Source organism: Actinomadura sp. NEAU-AAG7, assembly GCF_018603865.1.
Classification (GTDB): Bacteria; Actinomycetota; Actinomycetes; order Streptosporangiales; family Streptosporangiaceae; genus Spirillospora; species Spirillospora litoris.
In genome coordinates this window covers 602,296-618,703 of sequence record NZ_JAHFZY010000007.1, presented here as the reverse complement: position 1 = coordinate 618,703, position 16,408 = coordinate 602,296, and the positions used below count along the sequence as shown (strand labels likewise).

The window sequence follows — 16,408 nt, the reverse complement described above, 5'->3', positions numbered from 1 at the left end:
TGCGAACGAGGAGCCGGGAGTGCATGCCGGTATCAGAACACGCGGAGCGACCGTAAAGCAACTATTCCTACCGATTTAGTGTAGAAAATCGCCCGGCAACGGATTTCGCGTGCCGCGATGAGTTTCGGGAACGACTCCGGTCGGTATCGGTGAAGGCTCCAACGACCGGGAGGTACCGATGTCCGGCAAGGGATTCACCACCTGCCTGTGGTTCGACGGCAAGGCCGAGGAGGCCGCGCACCACTATGTCTCGATCTTCAAGGACGCCGCGCTCGGGAAGGTCGTCCGCACCGGCCCGGCCGGCCCCGGCCCCGCCGGGGAGGTGCTGACCGTCGAGTTCGAGCTGAACGGGCAGCGGTTCGTCGGGCTGAACGGCGGCCCGCAGTTCACCTTCGACGAGGCCATCTCGTTCCAGATCCACTGCGCCGACCAGGACGAGGTCGACTACTACTGGGACCGCCTCATCGAGGGCGGCGGAGCCGAGTCCGAGTGCGGCTGGCTGAAGGACAAGTACGGCGTGTCGTGGCAGGTCGTCCCGGACGGGCTGGTCGAGATGATCGGCGACGCCGACCAGGAGCGCTCCGCGCGCGCCATGCGGGCGATGCTGAGCATGCAGAAGATCGACATCGCCGCGGTCAAAAAGGCGTTCGACGGCGCCTAGGGGTATGTTCCGGGGCCCGGCCGATGGCACTCGCCCGCGCCTTCGGCGGGCCGGTCAGCGTGCCGCCCCGAGGGAATCGAGCCGGAGCAGTTCGTCTTCGGCCAGTCCCAGGTCGGCGGCGGCGATGTTGGAGCGCAGATGCCGGACGCTGGTGGTCCCCGGGAGCGGGACCACCGGCACGCCATGGACCTCTTGCCGGTGATGCGCCCAGGCCAGTGCGACCTGCCCGGGCCCGGTGCCGTGGACGCCGCCGATCTCGTCCAGGGCGGCGCGCAGGTCGCTTGCTCCCCGTTCGTCGGCCGCGGCCGGAGCCTGATGCAGGAGGCCGTGGCCGGTCGGGGAATGCGCCACGACGACCGTCCCCAGCTCGGCCGCCACGGGCAGCAGTTCCCGCTCGATGTCGCGCTCGACCAGCGACCACTGCTCCTGTAGCGCGGCGATCGGGTGGACGGCGTGCGCGCGGCGCAGGTCCTCCGCCGTGACGTTGGACAGGCCGAGGGCGCGCACCTTTCCCTGGGCGACCAGCCCGGCCATCGCTCCGACGGTCTCCTCGATGGGCGTCTCCCCGCTGCGATGGTGCAGGTAGTACAGGTCGATGACGTCGACGCCGAGCCGTCGCAGGCTCGCCTCGCACGCCTGCCGTACATAGGACGGATCGGCCCGCACGTCGAAGCCGCCCGCGACCCGGTCCCGCCACACCAGCCCGAACTTGGAGGCCAGCAGCACCTCGTCCCGCCGCCCCCTGATCGTCCGGCCGACCAGGTCCTCGTTCCGGTAGGCGTCGGCCGTGTCCACCATCGTGATCCCGGCGTCCAGGGCGGCGTGGACGACCGCCACCGGGTCGCGATCGGCGTCGCCGGCGTTTCCGCGACCCAACCTCATGGCGCCGAATCCCTGGCGCCCGAAAGCGTCCCGGTCCACGGCCCGACGCGTCGTCGTGTCATCGGATGTCATGGATCAGAACGCTAGAACCTCAAGCGCGGTTCAGATCAAGCCCGCGGAGTGCCGCTCACCACACTTCGCAAGGCCCTCAGGGGCGCACCGGGCGGATCGACACCTGGCGCACGCCCGGGACGGTGCGCGCGAGCACCTCGGCGATGCGGCGGGCGGGCTCGCCGGCCGCGCCGCGCAGCTCCACCGCGCCGCCGTCCACGGAGACGTCGAAGGGGGCGCCGGGGCCGAGTTCGGCGATCGCGGCGAGCACGTCGTCGCGGATGCGGGCGTCGCCCCGCGCCAGCACCGAGACGAGGTCGCGGCGGCTGAGGACGCCGACGATGGCGGGGCCGTCCAGGACGGGGACGCACCTGATCCGCGTCCGCATCATCAGCTCGGCCAGCTCCGCGACGTCGGTGCCGGGGCGCGCCGTCTCCACCTCGCGGGTCATGACGTCGCCGACGTGGCGCGGCGACGGCGTCCCGGGACCGGCGCTCCCGGACGGGGCGGTGCGGGGGCGGGCGAACGCGCGCGGGTCGGCCTCGAACTCGCCGAGCAGCAGGTCCATCTCGCTGACGATGCCGACCAGCCGCCCGCCGTCCACGACGGGCAGCGCGGTGATCTCGTGCTCGTCCAGGACGCGGATGGCCTGCCGCACGGTCGCCGACGGCGGGATCGTCACGACGGGCGACGTCATCGCCTCACGGACCAGCATGGCGTTCTCCTTTGCTCGCCTCCCCACCCTCTCCCCACGCGCGGACCGTCGTATGCGTCCCGGGTCAGCCGCGCTCGGCCGGTTCGCCTCCGCGTGCGGCCAGTCCGGGCGGCGCGGACGCGAGCGCCTTCTGGATCGCCTCGACCAGCGCGAGCGCCGCCTCCTCGGTCAGCTCGACCGCCGCCCGCGCGGACGGGCCGTCCGCCGGGTTGGTGAAGTCGATGTTGAGCGTGTGCTCCCGCGCGGCGTGCTGCGGGTGGTCGACGTAGACGGCGCCGTCGGTGAGGGTGAACCAGCCGGACGCGCCCTTGGCGGCGCCGTCCAGCTCGACCTTGTGGGTGGCGTAGGTGCACATGAGAGCCTCCGGGGGGACGTCAGGCGGACAGGTGGCGGCCGTAGAACGCGAGGATCTTCTTCCAGCCGTCCACGGCGGCCTCGGGACGGTAGGACGGGCGGTCCACGGCGAAGAACGCGTGCCCGGCGCCCGGGTAGGAGTGGAACTCGTGCTCCTTGCCCAGCCGGGTCAGCTCGGCGTCCAGCGCGGCGACCTCGTCCGGGGCGGGGAAGCGGTCCTCGGCGCCGAACAGGCCGAGCAGCGGGCACGACAGGTCGGGGGCGCGCGAGAGCAGCGGCGCGACCTTGAGCGGGGCGTCGGCGGGCGGCGCCTCGACGACGAACGCGCCGTAGCAGTCGACGGCGGCGTCGAGGTCGAGCGAGCAGGCGGCCAGGAAGCTCTGCCGCCCGCCCGAGCAGAAGCCGATGACGCCGACCTTCCCGTTGGCGTGGTCGAGGGAGTTCAGGTGGGCCGCCGCGGCGGCCACGTCGCCGACGAGCTGCTCGTCGGGGACGCCGCCCTTGGCGCGGGCGGCGGCGGCCTGGTCGTCGGGGCCGACCCCGGCCCCCTCGCGGGAGAACAGGTTGGGGCAGATCGCCGCGTGACCGTGCGCGGCGAACGTGCGGACGATCTCCTTGCTCGCCGCGTCGTAGCCGGGCAGGTGGTGGATCACCACCACGCCGCCGCGCGGGGCGCCGCCCACCGGCCGGGCGAGGTACGCCTCGACCTCGGCGCCCCCGTGCCCGCTGATCGTCGTCGTTCCCGCGTGCATCGCGTCGTCCATGGCGGGCCGCGCCTCCGTTCCACTCGCATCCGGGTGGTGTTCCGTCACCAGGACGACACGCTACGCGTGCCGTGAGGGGCCGGGCGTCCTAGAGTGTCGGCGTCATGCGGGTGTCGTCGATCGTCGTGGGCGCGGTGGTGCTGCTCGCCGCGTCCGGTGACGTCGTGCCCGGCGGCGCGCCGCCGCAGCGGCCGGTGATCGACGCGGCGGCCGGGCGGTGCGGCGCGGGGTGGACGGCCGGGCGCGCCGGGCGGCGGACGCTGCTGGTCGGCAACAGCGGCGCCGCCGTCGCCGAGGTCACGCTGGTCGACGCCGCGACCGGCGCCGTCCACGCGGAGATCGAGGGGCTGGCGCCGGGGACCGTCCGGCCGGTGCGGGTCAGGCTCGGCGCGGGCGCGTACCGGTTCCGCTGCGCCGTCGAGGACGCCGTGGACCCGGTCGCGGGCCCCGTGGTCCGGGTCGTCGGGCCCGGACGCGGCGGACCGGCGGTCGTCCCGGTCGGGGAGAGCGACCTGTACGGCCCGGCGCGTTCCTACCGCGCCTACGTCACGGGCGGGCTCGGCCGCCTCGCGTCCCGGACGGAGCGGCTCCGCGACGCCGTCCACCGCCGCGACCGGGCCGCCGCGCGCGCCGCGTGGACGCCCGCGCACCTCGCCTACGCGCGCCTCGGCGCGGCCTACGGAGCCTTCGGCGACCTCGCGGACGCCGTGGACGGCCTCCCGGCCGGGCTGCCCGGCGGTGCGGGCGACCCGGGGTTCACCGGGTTCCACCGGCTGGAGCGCGGGCTGTGGCGCGGCGAGCCGATGGCCGGCCTCGCGCCGGTCGCCGACCGGCTGGCACGCGACGTGCGAGCCCTGCGCGCGGCCTTCCGCGACGAGCGCGTCGACCCCGCCGACCTGCCGCTGCGCGCGCACGAGATCCTGGAGGACACGCTGCGCGTCGAGCTGACCGGCGCCGCCGACCAGGGCAGCGGCACCGCCCTGCGGACGGTCGCGGCGCACCTGGAGGGCACCCGCGAGGTGGTCGGCGTGCTCCGGCCCGTCCTGCGGCCGAGGTTCCCCGCCCTCGCCGAGGTGGACGCCTGGATGGACCGCCTGGACGCGCTGCTCAGGGGCCGCTCCTCGCTCGGCGCGCTGGCGCGCGAGGAGCGCGGGCGGCTGAACGGGACGGTCGGGCGGCTCGTCGAGCTGCTCGCGTCCGTGGCGACCATCGCGCAGCCGAGGCGGACCCGGTGACGGGCAGGCGCGCGTTCCTGCGCGGCGCGCTGGCGGCCGGTGCCACCGGCGCGGCGGGCCTCTGCGAGCCGGTGCCGGCCGGCTCCGCGGCCCGGCCCGCGCGGGGCTTCCACGGCGAGCACCAGGCGGGCGTCCTGGAGGAGCCCGCGCGGCGGACGGCCGTCGCGGCGTTCGACGTCATCGCGGGCGACCGCCGCGAGCTGACCGACCTGATGCGCGCGCTGACCGGGCGCGCCCGCGCCCTGACCTCCGGCGGCGCGCCCGACGAGCCGGGCATCGCCGGGCCGCCCGCCGACTCCGGCGTGCTCGGCCCGGACGTGCCGGGCGGCGGGCTGCTGGTGACGGTCGGCGTGGGCGCGTCGCTGTTCGACGGCCGGTTCGGTCCGGCCGCGCGCAGGCCGCCCGGCCTCGTCCGCATGCCGGTGTTCCCCGACGACGACCTCGACCCCGCCTGGTGCCACGGCGACCTCAGCGTCCAGCTGTCGGCGCCCGACGAGGACACCGTCCTGCACGCGCTGCGCGACATCACCCGGCACACGCGCGGCGCGGCGCAGCCCCGGTGGCGGATCGGCGGGTTCAGCGCCCCGCCGAGGCCGGACGGCGCGCCCCGCAACCTGCTGGGCTTCAAGGACGGCACCGCCAACCCCGACCCGTCCGACCCGCGCGAGATGGACCGGCTCGTGTGGATCGGCGGACGCGACCCCGCGGCGGGCGGCACCTATGCCGCGATCCGGCTGATCCGGATGCTGGTGGAGTTCTGGGACCGGGTCGGGCTGCCCGAGCAGGAGCGGATGTTCGGCCGCCGCCGCGACACCGGCGCGCCGCTCGACGGCGTCCACGAGCGCGACGAACCCCGCTACGCCGAGGACCCGGCCGGCGCGGTCATCCCGCTGACCAGCCACATCAGGCGCGCGAACCCGCGCACCGCGCAGGCGTCCGGGCGCCGGATCCTGCGCCGCGCCTTCAACTACGACCGGGGCATGGACGGCGCGGGCGAGCTGGACATGGGCATGATCTTCACCAGCTACCAGCGCGACCTGCGGGCCCAGTTCGAGGCCGTCCAGCGGCGGCTGGCGGGCGAGCCGCTGACCGACTACGTCAGCCCGTTCGGCGGCGGCTACTTCCTCGTCCTGCCCGGGGTCCGGGACGCGGCGGACTTCCTCGGTCGCGGGCTGATCACCTAGAGTGGGCGCGGAGCGCGAGGAGGCGGCGATGGGCCCGGGAACCAGGAGTCGGCGGGCGGCCCTCGCCCTCGCGGCGGCCGGAACGCTCGCGGCCGCGTCCGGCTGCGGATCGGGCGGCGGCGGCCGGCCGGAGACGCTCGGCCCGTCCAGCGCCTTCCACCGCACCCGGACGCCGATCGAGCACGTGGTCGTCATCTTCGGCGAGAACATCTCCTACGACCACTACTTCGGCACCTATCCCAAGGCGGCGAACACCGACGGGACGCGGTTCACCCCGGCCGGGCGCACCCCTCGCGCCGACGGGCTGACGGAGCGGCTGCTCAAGCACAACCCCAACCGCTACAACCCGCGCCGCCTCACCCACGAGCAGGCGCTCACCTGCGACCAGGACCACTCCTACGCCGCCGAGCAGAAGGCCGTCAACGGCGGGCGCATGGACAGGTTCGTGGAACACACCGAGCGGGAGAAATGCGGCGGGCAGCCGATCCTGTTCGGCGCGCCCGGCCTCGTCATGGACTACTACGACGGCAACACCGTCACCGCGATGTGGAACTACGCGCAGCACTACGCGATGAGCGACAACTCCTGGGACACCATCTTCGGGCCGTCCACGCCCGGCGCGCTCAACCTGGCCTCCGGGCAGACCCACGGCGCCTACGCGATGGACCCGGTCACGCACAGGAAGGTGACGGACGCGTCGGTCGTCCAGTCCCCGGACGCCGACGGCGTCGGCACGGTCATCAACGACCCGCAGCCCGCCTTCGACGACTGCTCCGCCAAGAACCACACCGCGAAGAACAACCTGGCGGTGATGACCGGCCGCAACATCGGCGACCTGCTGAACGCCAAGAACATCACCTGGGGCTGGTTCCAGGGCGGGTTCCGCCCGACCGGCGAGGCGAACGGCTACGCGGTGTGCGGCGCGACGCACGAGAACATCGGCGGCAACCCGGTCGTCGACTACATCCCGCACCACGAGCCGTTCCAGTACTACAGGTCGACCGCGAACGAGAAGCACCTGCCGCCGTCCTCGCCCGCCGCGATCGGGCGCACCGACCGCGCCAACCACCAGTACGACCTGGCCGACTTCGCCACCGCGCTGAAGACCGGGCACCTGCCCGCCGTCAGCTTCCTCAAGGCGCCCGCCCACCAGGACGGGCACGCCGGATACTCCGACCCGCTGGACGAGCAGCGGTTCGTCGCGGCGTCCGTCAACAGCGTCCAGCGGTCGCCGGAGTGGCGCTCCACCGCGATCGTCCTCGCCTACGACGACTCCGACGGCTGGTACGACCACCGCGCGCCGACGATCCGCAACGGCTCGGCGGACGCGGCGGTCGACTCCCCGCACTGCGTCGGCGGCCCGCCCCCCGCGGGCGGTCTCCAGGACCGCTGCGGCCCGAGCCAGCGGCTGCCGCTGCTGGTCGTGTCCCCGTACGCGCGGGTGAACCACGTCGACCACCGACCCACCGAGCAGACCTCCGTGCTGCGGTTCATCGAGGACAACTGGGGTCTCGGACGCGTCGGCGGCGCCTCGTTCGACGCGCGGGCGGGCACGCTGGACGGCCTGTTCGACTTCCGCCGCCCGCGCGCCGGCCGGCTGCTCCTCGACCCGGCGACCGGCGCGCCCGCCCGCTGACCCCGCCTTCCTCCCCGCGCCGCGGTCAGGACGCGCGCTCGCGCTCGGCGGCGAGCCCGAGCGCGACGTCGATGATCATGTCCTCCTGGCCGCCGACGTATCCGGCCTCGCCGACCCGTTGGAGGATCTCGTGCGCCGGGACGCCGTAGCGTTCGGCGGCGCGCTCGGCGTGCAGCAGGAAGCTGGAGTACACGCCCGCGTAGCCCTGGGTGATCGCGCCCCGGTCGGCGAACGGGAGCCGCTCCAGGAACGGCTTGACGACGTCGTCGGCGGCGGCCAGCGCGCCCTGCACGTCCACCCCGGTCGGGACGCCGAGCCGCTCGAACGTCGCGACCAGCACCTCGGTGGGGGAGTTGCCCGCGCCCGCGCCGAGCGCGCACAGCGCCCCGTCGATCTGCCGGGCGCCGTTCTGCTGCGCGAGGACGGAGTTGGCGACGCCGAGCGAGAGGTTCTGGTGGCCGTGGAAGCCGACCTGCGCCTCGTGCCCGATCTCCCGCACCAGCGCGCCGACCCGCTCCTGCGCCTCGCCGAGGACGAGCGCTCCGGCCGAGTCCACGACGTAGACGCACTGGGCGCCGCCGTCCACCATGATCCGCGCCTGCGCCGCCAGCTCGTCCGGGCCGATCCGGTGCGAGAGCATCAGGAAGCCGACGGTCTCCATGCCGAGGTCGCGGGCGGCGGCGAAGTGCTGGAGCGACACGTCCGCCTCGGTGCAGTGGGTGGCGATCCGGGCGACCGACGCCCCGGCGCCGTGCGCCCTGCGCAGGTCCTCGACCGTCCCGAGGCCGGGCAGCAGCAGGACGGCGATCTTCGCGGCGGCGGCCTCGTCGACGGCGGCGGCGACGAGCTTGATGTCGTCCTCCAGCGAGAAGCCGTAGTTGAAGGACGAGCCGCCCAGCCCGTCGCCGTGGGTGACCTCGATGACCTCCACGCCCGCGCGGTCCAGGGCGTGCACGACGCCGCGGACCTGCTCCTCGGTGAAGCGGTGCGCCATCGCGTGGCTGCCGTCCCGCAGCGTCGAGTCCGTGATCCTGATCTTGTCCGCCGGCCCGTTCACGCCGCCGCCTTTCCGCGCGCGAGCTGCTCGCCCACCCGGGCGGCCGCCGCCGTCATGATGTCGAGGTTGCCCGCCCACTCGGGCAGGTGGTCGCCGTTGCCCCGCACCTCCAGGAACACCGCGACCCTGGCCATGCCGTTCCAGATGTCGCGGGGCCCGTCGAACTGCGGCTCGGCGCGCAACGTGTAGCCGGGCACGTAGGCCGCGACCTCGGCCACCATCTTCTCCACCGACGCGGCGATCGCGTCGGTGTCGGCGTCGGCGGGGATGGCGCAGAACACCGTGTCCCGCATGATCATCGGTGGCGAGACGGGGTTCAGGATGATGATGGCCTTGCCCCGCGCGGCGCCGCCGACGCGCTCGATCGCGCGGGCCGTGGTCTGGGTGAACTCGTCGATGTTCGCGCGGGTGCCGGGCCCCGCCGACCGGGACGCGATGGAGGCGACGATCTCCGCGTAGGGCACCGGGACCACCGAGGACACCGCGTGCACGATCGGGACCGTCGCCTGCCCGCCGCACGTGATCATGTTGAGGTTCGCGGCGTCGGCCAGCGTGTCCAGGTTGACCGGCGGGCACACGAACGGCCCGGCCGCGGCCGGGGTCAGGTCGATCGCGGTGATCCCGGCGGCCGCGTAGCGCGGGGCGTTGGCGAGGTGGGCCTTCGCGGACGTGGCCTCGAAGACCAGGTCGGGCGGGGCGGCCTGCGCCAGCAGCCAGTCGACGCCCTCGGCCGAGGCGGGCACGCCCAGCGCGCGGGCCCGCGCGAGCCCGTCGGACGCCGGGTCCACCCCGACCATCGAGTGGACCTCGACCAGGTCGCTGCGCAGCAGCTTGACCAGCAGGTCGGTGCCGATGTTGCCGGGCCCGACGATCGCCGCCGTCAGCCTGCTCATGATCCCTCCTTGGTGAGGCGGGCCGGGGCCGGACCGGTCCGGACCCGGCGGGCGCCTCGTCGTGACCGAGCCTGGCCCCGGCGGCGGAGGGGCGGCAACGAACGCGTCCCGTCACGTGGGACACGTCTCCTACAGTGGGGGAATGCCGTCCGAGGACACCTTTCTCCGCCGCGCCGTCGCGGTGCTGTCCGCCTTCCGCGCGGACGACGACGGCCTCGGCGCGGCCGAGTTGGCCCGGCGCAGCGGGCTGCCGCGCTCGACGGCGCACCGGATCGCGCTCGACCTGGTCGAGGCGGGGCTGCTGGAGCGGCAGGGCACGCGGGTGCGGCTCGGGCTGGCGCTGTTCGAGATCGGCCAGCGGGTGCCCCGGCAGCGGGTGCTGCGGGACGCGGCGGTCCCGCTGATGTCGGACCTGCGGGAGGCGACGCGGCAGACCGTCCACCTGGCGGTGCTGGAGGGCGCCGAGGTCGTCTACGTCGAGATCCTCGGCTCGCCGGGCGGGCCGCCGCTGCCCTCGCAGGTCGGCGGGCGGCTGCCCGCTCACGTGACGGGCGTCGGCAAGGCGATCCTCGCGTTCTCCCCGCCGGAGGTCGTGCGCTCGGTGCTCGCGGCGGGGCCGGTCAGGGCGAGCGGGCGGGGCGTCCCGGCGCCGGGGCTGCTGGCCCGCGAGCTGGCCCGGATCCGCGAGGAGGGCGTCGCCTACGACCGCGAGGAGTCGGGCAGCGGCATCGTCTGCGCGGCGAGCCCCGTCCTCGGCCCGGACGGGGAGGCCCTCGGCGCGCTGTCGGTGTCGGGCCGCCCGACCCGGATGCGGCTCGCCGCCGTGGCACCCGCCGTCCACACGGCGGCGCTCACGCTGTCGCGGACGCTTCGCGAGAAGGCGCGCGACCCGTCCGCCTAGCCGCCGCCCCCGTCCTTTCCCGCGAAGTCAATGATCAGATCGGGTTTAATTACCCGGCTGATGGGACGTTTATACCGGTCCCAGGGCGGCGGCCGGCCTGAGGGGTTGACCATGGGCTGAGCTGATGGTTTAAATATGTATGTCGAGTTCGCTCGCCCTCGCCACGAACAGCGCGGAGCCCGCTCCGTCCGCGATGCCAGGGAACGGGGTCCACGGGGTGAAAAACTGTCCGATCCCGGCGGTGGTGAATATGGACGCCGGACGTCTCACCTCCTTCGGATTCGCCATCGAATCGCCCTCCGAAAAGGGTGCCGCGCGTTATCTGATAGGGCGTCGAATAAAGGGCGCGCATGCGGTCACCGGGCTTTTTGTCGAAGCCCCCGAGAATCTCGCGGGCACGCATGTGCGGATCGAGGAGGACCGTTCCGAGGGCTGGTGCGAGGTCCACACGTTCGTGCCGACGATGCGGCGGCCCGTGCGTTTGGGGGAGCGGTACGTCTTCGACCGCCTGCCGCTCACCGACGTGGGCTACCTGGACATCATGGCCTGGCCCTACCCTGGCCTCACCCCGGCGGACGGCGCGGCGGCCGACCTGTCGTGGAGCCGCTGGCCGCAGGCCCGGCCGCGCCGCCTCCACGGCCCGCCCTCCACGCCCGGCCTCACCGTCACCGAGGCCGTCGGCCCCGACGGGTCGGTGCTCGCCCGGGTCGTCGCCCGCCGCCGCGAGGTGGTCCGGCGCTGGGAGGTCCTGGAGCCCGGTGGGCCGGGACTGGCCGGCCTGCCCAGGCAGGTCAGGGCCGCGCGCGGGCGGGACGGCCCGTGGACGCGGCTCGTCCGCGCCGGGGAGCCGGTGCCGGTCCCCGAGGGCGACTTCGAGCCCGGCCGGCTGGGCGCGGCGCTCACCGGGGCGCTCAGCGGAGCGCCCGCAGCCGGGCCCGGCGCGGTCACGACGGGGGAGCGAGGTCGATGACGCGGTCGCGGCTCTCCAACTCGTGCGCGAACTGGTACCACAGGCTGCCGCACTGGCGGGCCAGCGTGGCGAGGGACTGGAGGCGGTAGGCGGGGACGGCGTCCACGAGCTGGTCCCAGTCGCCCTGGCTGATGAGGTGGGAGTGGAGCCAGCGCAGCAGCGCGCGGCCCGCGTCGGTCTGTTTGAGAGCCGGATCCCGGAGGAGGCTGTGCAATATGGAGCGCGCGTCGATATCGGGGGCCTTTCCCTTTGTGCCCGCCTGTTGTTCCTCGGTTCGATCCGCCGGCTCGTCGGGCCCGAGCCGCTGTTCCACCCGCAGCCGCACCCGGGAGCTCTCCGGGCTTTCTCCGCGCCGCACGCGCTGCCGGACGTCGTGCGCCGTTCCCACGGAGATCCCGGCGTTGGCCGCGATCTCCCGAAGCGAGGCACTGGGCCGCTCGGCAATGATCTCCGCCGCGCGGCGCCTCCCTTCCTGGCTGCTCAAAGGGCGCATGCGCCCGTCGACGCCCACCCGCGTGCTCGACTGGAAGTTTTCCCCACTTGAGCGATTTCGCATGGAACTCACCGTCTTGTGCGCGAGTCCGGTGTAGGAGCCGATGGCGCGGTCGGAAAGCTGGGGGTGCGTGGCGAGGATTCGGGCCGCCGCGCCCCGCCGGTCGGCGAGCGTCAGCGGAAGGCCGTGCACGATGTTGGCCTTCACCGCCTGGATGAAGCCCTCGTCCTCGGTGCCGTCGAAGAAGACGACCTGAATCTCCTTTCTTCCGGTCAGCATCGCCGCCCGCAGCCGGTGCATCCCGTCGATGACCCGCATGGTGCTACGGTGCACCAGGATCGGCGGGAGGGTGGTCTCCATTTCGGCGAGCCGGCGAACATGCTCCTCGTCCATTCCGCCGAGCCGGGGTGAATCGGCGGGCAGCAGCGAATTGATGGAGACGATGGAGGCGTTGTGCACCTGCCGGCCCGGCGCGGGCGCGGTCCCGGCCTGCTGACCGAGACGAGGTTGAGGATTGTGCGCATCCCGTTCCATCTCGTATCTCTTTTCATCTCATGGACGCCGATACGGCCGCTGTCCTCGCGTCGGCGCCCCCGATCCACGGCCCGGCGGGAGGCGGCGACGATGCGCGACGACCCGACCACGGTACGTGCTGTCGCCGGTTCCCATCGCTACTCCATGGAGTATTGATATCTATCTCGGTGAGCGTAAAAGAATGTCTGAGCACAAGCCATGCACAAGAGGACTTGACAGCCCGGCGCCGAGCGTATTAGGTCGTCAGGGATTCTGCTCGGTATTGCTGGCGTGGGAGGGCGCGGCGAGCCGCTCAGTGAGCCATGCCAGGGAAAGGGGATAACGGCGTTCGATGCCGTTGTGCCCACCCGGGAAAAGCTCGAAATGAATGATTTCGGAGGGCACGCCCGCCTCGGCCAGGGCGTGCCTGAAAGCCTGGGCGCCGACATCCAGGAATTGCTCGTCGGCGGTTCCGCCGTCGATCCAGACGCCGCGTGCCGAGCGCAGTGCGGCGGCGTGCCGGGCCACCATCCGGACGGGGTCCAGGGCCAGCCAGCGGCGCCAGACCGCGGGCCGGAGCCTCCCGCTCACCGGGTTGAAGGGCAGTTCGGGCACCCCGTCGCCGCCGGGGGAGAGGCAGGCGGCCATGCCCAGCATGATGTGCAGCGAGACGTCCTCGGGCCGGAGTTGCGGGCTTCGGGACCTGAAGTCCTCCCACCAGCGGAGGATGTCGCCGCCGTAGGCGCGCAGATGGCGGACGCACAGCGGGAACTTCGAGAAACAGGTGTACTCGAAAAGGGCGTCCCCCGCGTGGGTGGCGAGGGCGCCGAACAGGTCGGGCCGCAGCATCGGCGTGACCATCGCCCCGTAGCCGCCGCTGGACTTCCCGACGATGCCGCGGTGATCCCGTTCGGGCAGCGTCCGGTAATGCCGGTCCACGAAGGGCACGATCTCGTCGCACAGATAGGAGTGGTACCGCCCGGTGCCCGGCGAGTCCAGGAACTGGCTGCCGCCGTAGGTCGTCCAGGCGTCCACGAAGACGAGGAGCGCGGGTTCGGCCTCGCCGCCCGCGAACAGCGCGTCGGCGGCCTCGATGAAGGGCCGCTGGAACGGCATCCTGTTGAGCCACATCTCCAGTCGCCCGAAATAGCCCTGCAATACGTAGATGGTCGGATACCGTGCCGGGGAATCGTCGTACCCGGGCGGCACGTAGACCCACAGCGGGCGCTTGTGCGGGTCGCCGAGAGGATTCCCGCGAAGCAGTTCGCTATGGATCTCGTGGTCGTCCAGGCGGCCGGAAAGCTCACCGAGCCAGGGCAGCATCGTTCCTCCAGTTGAATCGTCACCGGGGTGAGTCCCGTCGGCTTGACTGTTTCCTGCGCGGGCGTTTTGACTAACGCCCGATCGCGGATGCCGAAACAGCCATCAGTAGACCCAATTCCGGTGCGCGGCGCCAGGCGGGAGCGAATGCGGACATGAGCGAGCCGATCAGACCGGGAGCCCTCGCCCTCCGGGTGGCCCGGATCACCGGGGCCGCCGTCCTGGCGGGCGTGCGCGCGGGCGTCCTCGCGGCGGCGTCGCCGCGCGGCGCGCGCGCCGAACGGGCGGCGGCGGAGCTGGCGCGGCTCGCCGAACGGCTCGGCGGCGCGTTCGTCAAGGTCGGGCAGCTCGCCGGGACGCGGCCCGACCTCGTCGGCCCGGTCGTGGCCGGCGCGCTCGGCCGCCTGCACGACGGCCTGCCGCCGATGCCTCCCGCGCAGGCGCGGCTCGCGGTCCGGCGCGCGTTCCCCCGTCCGCCGGACGGCCTCGCCGCGGCGATCACCGGCCCGCCGGTCGCCAGCGGCTCGATCGCCTCGGTGTACCGGGTCAGGACGGGCGGCCGCCTCCTCGCCCTGAAGGTCCGCCGCCCGGACGTCGGCCGGGTGATGGCGGCGGACCTGGCGGTCATGAACGGGTTCGCGGCGCTGGCGGAGCGGCTCCCCGGCCTGCGCCGGGTGCCGCTCACCGAGATCACCGGCCGGCTCGGGCGCTGCCTGGCCGCCCAGCTCGACTTCGCCGCCGAGGCCGCGAACCTCGCGCGGATGCGCGAGCACCTCGCGGGCTTCCCCGACCTCGTCGTCCCCGCCGTCGTGCCGGAGCTGTGCGGGGACGGGGTGATCGCGATGGAGTACGTCGAGGGGCTCGGCCACGCCTCGATCGAGGGCGTCGCGGCCCCGGCGCGGGAGGCGGAGGTCGCCGCGCTCGTGCGCGCGGTGTACCACCTGCTGTTCGTCGAGGGATTCGTGCACGTCGACCTGCACCAGGGCAACACCTACTTCCTGCCCGACGGCAGGGTCGTGCTGCTCGACGCCGGTTTCGCGTTCCGCCTCGGCGACCTCGCGCGCCGCAGGTTCACCGCCTTCTTCGGCGGCATGATCCGCGGGGACGGGGAGTCCTGCGCCGACATCCTCCGCTCCACCGTCCGCGGCGCCGCCGGCGGGCGGGACGACGCCGCGTTCCGGCGGGAGGTCGCCGCGCTCGTCCGGCGCAACGCGGGCGCCGCCGTCCGCGATTTCAACCTGCCGGCCTTCTGCGCCGAGCTTTTCAACCTCCAGCGCAGGCACGGCCTGTACGCCGAGCCCGAGTTCGTCTTTCCCATGCTGTGCCTGCTCAGCCTCGACGGGCTCGTCAAGGAGCATTACCCGCTGATGGACTTTCAGATGGAGGCCGCGCCCTTCGTCATGCGGAGCCTTCTCACCGAACCCGAGGGCCCCTGACCCCCGCGCCCGCGAACGCTTGCGCGCCCGCGCCGGCCGGACCAATCATTGCCCTGCATCGCAGGCCCGCCGAAGCGCAGGGAGATGAACCGTAATGACCAGTGATTGCGACATCGCCGAGAGCGGCGGGCGGGGAGCCGCGCGGCAATTCCCCGCCCGCGATTTCGGTTTCGACGACCTCGACCTTTCCTGGCTGCGCGCCAAGCGGGGCGAGAAATGGCACGGCTGCGGACCCGGCGCGCTGCCCGCCTCGCTCGCCGACATGGACTACCCGGTGGCGCCCGCCGTCCGCGAGGCGCTGGACGCCGCGGTCCGGCGCGGCGACCTCGGCTATCCGGCCTGGTCGACCTGGACGGGCGCCAACCCGCTGGCCGGGCCGTTCGCCGACCGCATGGACGCCCGGCACGGCTGGCGGCCCCGCCCCGAGTGGGTCCGCAACGTGAGCGACCTGCTCCAGGCGCTCCAGGTGCTGCTGCGGCTGGCGACCCGCCCCGGGGACGCCGTCGCGGTGCAGACGCCGAGCTATCCGCCGTTCCTGAAGACCATCGAGATGATGGACCGCCGCGTGGTCGCGTGCCCCTTCGAACGCGATGGCGGCGCCTGGAGTTTCGACGCAGAACGCTTGGAACGGGATGTGCGCGAATCGGAATGCCGGGTCCTGCTGCTCGTCAACCCGCACAATCCGACGGGGCGGGTGCTGACCCGCGCGGAGCTTGAGTCGCTCGCCGGTATCGCGGTGCGCCACGACCTTCTCGTCATCGCCGACGAGATCATGTCCGACCTCTGCCACGCCCCGCACCGCCATATCCCGATGGCGTCCCTCGGCGCGGAGATCGCCGAACGGACCATCACCGTGAACTCGGCGACGAAGGCGTTCAATTTCGCCGGGCTGCGGTGCGCGGTGATGCACCTCGCCCCCGAAATGGTGCGCGAGGCTTTCGACTCCTATCCGCCGGACTACTTCGGGCCCGTCAACGTCCTCGGCGTCGAGGCGACGAAGGCGGCCTGGAGCGAGGGCGACGCGTGGCTCGCCGCGCTGACGGACCACCTGCGCGCCAACCGCGACCTGGTCGCCGCGACCCTCGCCGAGCACGCCCCCGCGATCGGATACGACCCGCCTGAGTCGGCCTACCTCGCCTGGCTGGACTGCCGCGAGCTGGGCCTGGCCGCCGAGCCCGCCCAGCACTTCCGCGAGAAGGCCCGCGTGGAGCTGATCCCCGGGAGGGCGTTCGGGGCCGAGGGGCGCGGGTTCACCCGGCTGAACTTCGCCACGTCCCGGACCGTCCTGACCGAGATGCTGCACCGGATGGCCGACTCCCTCACCCCGGTCCGCTGAGGGGGTG

The 16,408-nt window shown here is 73.4% G+C and carries 16 protein-coding genes; 8 read left to right on the top strand and 8 right to left on the bottom strand.

Translation table 11 applies throughout. The features are described 5' to 3' along the window. Window positions 1–178 precede the first annotated feature (178 nt). Complete coding sequence (locus KLI87_RS32255; RefSeq protein ID WP_214620044.1) at window positions 179–661, top strand: VOC family protein; 483 nt, start codon at window positions 179–181, stop codon at window positions 659–661. A gap of 54 nt (window positions 662–715) precedes the next feature. On the opposite strand, the gene KLI87_RS32250 is transcribed toward KLI87_RS32255, so the two are convergent. From KLI87_RS32250 to KLI87_RS32235, 4 genes are all read right to left on the bottom strand, one after another. After that, complete coding sequence (locus KLI87_RS32250) at window positions 716–1,543, bottom strand: aldo/keto reductase (protein WP_214620043.1); 828 nt, start codon at window positions 1,541–1,543, stop codon at window positions 716–718. 148 nt (window positions 1,544–1,691) lie between these two features. Next, the gene (locus KLI87_RS32245) at window positions 1,692–2,309 is read right to left on the bottom strand and encodes a CBS domain-containing protein (RefSeq protein ID WP_156222552.1); all 618 of its coding nucleotides are present in this window, start codon (window positions 2,307–2,309) and stop codon (window positions 1,692–1,694) included. Window positions 2,310–2,373: 64 nt separating this feature from the next. Beyond that, the gene (locus KLI87_RS32240) at window positions 2,374–2,664 is read right to left on the bottom strand and encodes a DUF6295 family protein (protein WP_156222554.1); all 291 of its coding nucleotides are present in this window, start codon (window positions 2,662–2,664) and stop codon (window positions 2,374–2,376) included. A 19-nt stretch (window positions 2,665–2,683) separates the two neighbouring features. After that, window positions 2,684–3,427: a dienelactone hydrolase family protein gene (locus KLI87_RS32235; protein WP_156222556.1), complete on the bottom strand. Its 744-nt coding sequence runs from the start codon at window positions 3,425–3,427 to the stop codon at window positions 2,684–2,686. A gap of 104 nt (window positions 3,428–3,531) precedes the next feature. On the opposite strand from KLI87_RS32235, the gene KLI87_RS32230 reads away from it, so the two are divergent. The 3 genes from KLI87_RS32230 to KLI87_RS32220 are packed head-to-tail and all read left to right on the top strand — an operon-like array spanning window position 3,532 to window position 7,482. Next, entirely contained in the window at window positions 3,532–4,662 is a 1,131-nt protein-coding gene (locus tag KLI87_RS32230) for an EfeM/EfeO family lipoprotein (protein ID WP_214620042.1), read from the top strand. Beyond that, window positions 4,659–5,846, top strand: a complete 1,188-nt coding sequence (locus KLI87_RS32225; protein ID WP_214620041.1) for a Dyp-type peroxidase — start codon at window positions 4,659–4,661, stop codon at window positions 5,844–5,846. Before KLI87_RS32230 ends, KLI87_RS32225 begins: the two co-directional genes overlap by 4 nt. Window positions 5,847–5,874: 28 nt before the next feature. Beyond that, on the top strand, window positions 5,875–7,482 hold the full coding sequence (locus KLI87_RS32220; RefSeq protein ID WP_214620040.1) for a phospholipase C: 1,608 nt from the start codon (window positions 5,875–5,877) through the stop codon (window positions 7,480–7,482). Between the two features lie 25 nt (window positions 7,483–7,507). Here the strand turns inward: KLI87_RS32220 and dmpG are convergent, their stop codons facing one another. Next, complete coding sequence (gene dmpG / locus KLI87_RS32215; protein ID WP_214620039.1) at window positions 7,508–8,539, bottom strand: 4-hydroxy-2-oxovalerate aldolase; 1,032 nt, start codon at window positions 8,537–8,539, stop codon at window positions 7,508–7,510. Continuing rightward, complete coding sequence (locus tag KLI87_RS32210) at window positions 8,536–9,435, bottom strand: acetaldehyde dehydrogenase (acetylating) (protein ID WP_374225492.1); 900 nt, start codon at window positions 9,433–9,435, stop codon at window positions 8,536–8,538. Before KLI87_RS32210 ends, dmpG begins: the two co-directional genes overlap by 4 nt. A gap of 139 nt (window positions 9,436–9,574) precedes the next feature. Between KLI87_RS32210 and KLI87_RS32205 the strand changes: the two genes are divergently transcribed. Then, window positions 9,575–10,333 (top strand): IclR family transcriptional regulator, encoded by a 759-nt coding sequence (locus KLI87_RS32205; protein WP_214620038.1) that lies wholly within the window; start codon window positions 9,575–9,577, stop codon window positions 10,331–10,333. A gap of 403 nt (window positions 10,334–10,736) precedes the next feature. Then, on the top strand, window positions 10,737–11,303 hold the full coding sequence (locus tag KLI87_RS32200; RefSeq protein WP_156222566.1) for a hypothetical protein: 567 nt from the start codon (window positions 10,737–10,739) through the stop codon (window positions 11,301–11,303). Here KLI87_RS32200 and KLI87_RS32195 read toward each other — a convergent pair. Together KLI87_RS32195 and KLI87_RS32190 are read right to left on the bottom strand one after the other, a co-directional pair. After that, window positions 11,278–12,330, bottom strand: a complete 1,053-nt coding sequence (locus KLI87_RS32195; protein WP_156222568.1) for a ParB/RepB/Spo0J family partition protein — start codon at window positions 12,328–12,330, stop codon at window positions 11,278–11,280. The two genes, KLI87_RS32200 and KLI87_RS32195, sit on opposite strands and share 26 nt — an antisense overlap. Before the next feature lie 243 nt (window positions 12,331–12,573). Continuing rightward, the gene (locus KLI87_RS32190; protein ID WP_214620037.1) at window positions 12,574–13,632 is read right to left on the bottom strand and encodes an alpha/beta hydrolase-fold protein; all 1,059 of its coding nucleotides are present in this window, start codon (window positions 13,630–13,632) and stop codon (window positions 12,574–12,576) included. Between the two features lie 152 nt (window positions 13,633–13,784). On the opposite strand from KLI87_RS32190, the gene KLI87_RS32185 reads away from it, so the two are divergent. Together KLI87_RS32185 and KLI87_RS32180 are read left to right on the top strand one after the other, a co-directional pair. Next, complete coding sequence (locus tag KLI87_RS32185) at window positions 13,785–15,065, top strand: AarF/ABC1/UbiB kinase family protein (protein ID WP_214620036.1); 1,281 nt, start codon at window positions 13,785–13,787, stop codon at window positions 15,063–15,065. Window positions 15,066–15,159: 94 nt separating this feature from the next. Beyond that, complete coding sequence (locus KLI87_RS32180; protein ID WP_250904435.1) at window positions 15,160–16,401, top strand: MalY/PatB family protein; 1,242 nt, start codon at window positions 15,160–15,162, stop codon at window positions 16,399–16,401. The last annotated feature ends 7 nt before the right edge of the window (window positions 16,402–16,408 follow it).

Coding starts and splice junctions, on each gene's coding strand:
- KLI87_RS32255 (WP_214620044.1), top strand. CDS start 179: ATGTCCGGCAAGGGATTCACCACCTGCCTGTGGTTCGACGGCAAGGCC.
- KLI87_RS32250 (WP_214620043.1), bottom strand. CDS start 1,543: ATGAGGTTGGGTCGCGGAAACGCCGGCGACGCCGATCGCGACCCGGTG.
- KLI87_RS32245 (WP_156222552.1), bottom strand. CDS start 2,309: ATGCTGGTCCGTGAGGCGATGACGTCGCCCGTCGTGACGATCCCGCCG.
- KLI87_RS32240 (WP_156222554.1), bottom strand. CDS start 2,664: ATGTGCACCTACGCCACCCACAAGGTCGAGCTGGACGGCGCCGCCAAG.
- KLI87_RS32235 (WP_156222556.1), bottom strand. CDS start 3,427: ATGGACGACGCGATGCACGCGGGAACGACGACGATCAGCGGGCACGGG.
- KLI87_RS32230 (WP_214620042.1), top strand. CDS start 3,532: ATGCGGGTGTCGTCGATCGTCGTGGGCGCGGTGGTGCTGCTCGCCGCG.
- KLI87_RS32220 (WP_214620040.1), top strand. CDS start 5,875: ATGGGCCCGGGAACCAGGAGTCGGCGGGCGGCCCTCGCCCTCGCGGCG.
- KLI87_RS32205 (WP_214620038.1), top strand. CDS start 9,575: ATGCCGTCCGAGGACACCTTTCTCCGCCGCGCCGTCGCGGTGCTGTCC.
- KLI87_RS32195 (WP_156222568.1), bottom strand. CDS start 12,330: ATGGAACGGGATGCGCACAATCCTCAACCTCGTCTCGGTCAGCAGGCC.
- KLI87_RS32190 (WP_214620037.1), bottom strand. CDS start 13,632: ATGCTGCCCTGGCTCGGTGAGCTTTCCGGCCGCCTGGACGACCACGAG.
- KLI87_RS32185 (WP_214620036.1), top strand. CDS start 13,785: ATGAGCGAGCCGATCAGACCGGGAGCCCTCGCCCTCCGGGTGGCCCGG.
- KLI87_RS32180 (WP_250904435.1), top strand. CDS start 15,160: ATGACCAGTGATTGCGACATCGCCGAGAGCGGCGGGCGGGGAGCCGCG.